The sequence below is a fragment of the Oleiphilus sp. HI0117 genome, from assembly GCF_001635235.1.
Genome location: NZ_LWGA01001455.1, coordinates 1 through 854 on the forward strand (window position 1 = coordinate 1; position 854 = coordinate 854).

Annotated in this window: 1 protein-coding gene; it reads left to right on the forward strand. The window is 46.1% G+C overall.

The window, feature by feature from the left end; genetic code table 11:
• A partial coding sequence (locus A3757_RS24335) for a PhoH family protein (protein ID WP_156506560.1) occupies positions 1–854 on the forward strand: 854 nt, incomplete at both ends.

Here is an 854-nt window from a genome sequence, read left to right on the forward strand (position 1 = left end):
CCAAGTAGCCAATGTCGGTGACGAATTACTCTTTAGTGGCCAAGTCGAAATTACCGATGAAATGTGGGAAGCGCCTGGTATAGATATCAAAATTGACCGAGAGGATTCTCAGGAATTTGGCACGCTTATCACCTATCACATTACTGCTCCCTGGGTTCGCAACTGGAGCATCAATACTCACATATATTCAGACTCCAGCAGTAATCAAACTTTCCGCGGCCAATTGAGACAAGTTGTCGATCAGACGGCTACGATTGAGTTATTACCCGATTTTGAATCTCAATATCATTGCTGGGGAATTCAAGCTAAAAACAAAGAACAGAATTTTGCTTTGGCAGCACTCACTGATCCTGAAATTGATTTCGTCACCATCGCCGGAGAAGCCGGGACAGGTAAAACTCTGTTAACCCTAGCTGCGGCACTACACCAGGTGTACGAAGATAAGTTTTATGATGAAATCATTGTCACTCGGGCCACGGTTCCAATGGGTGAAGATATCGGCTTCTTACCCGGCGAAGAAGAAGATAAAATCGGCCCTTGGATGGGCGCGATCACCGATGCTTTGGAAACATTGAGCGCCAACCCCAACGGCACCGATTTCGAAAGGAAGTCGAGTGTTGAATTCTTAAAAAGCCGCGTAAAAATAAAAAGCTCCGGTTTTATGAGAGGCCGAAGTTTCTCCGACAAGATCTTCATTATTGATGAAGCCCAGAACCTGACCTCTGCACAAATGCACGGTCTCATATCACGAGCTGGTCCAGGCACTAAGGTCATTGCGATTGGCAACCTAAAGCAAATTGATACACCCTATCTATCGGCCTCAACGAGTGGCTTCAGCTTTGCAATGGACCGCA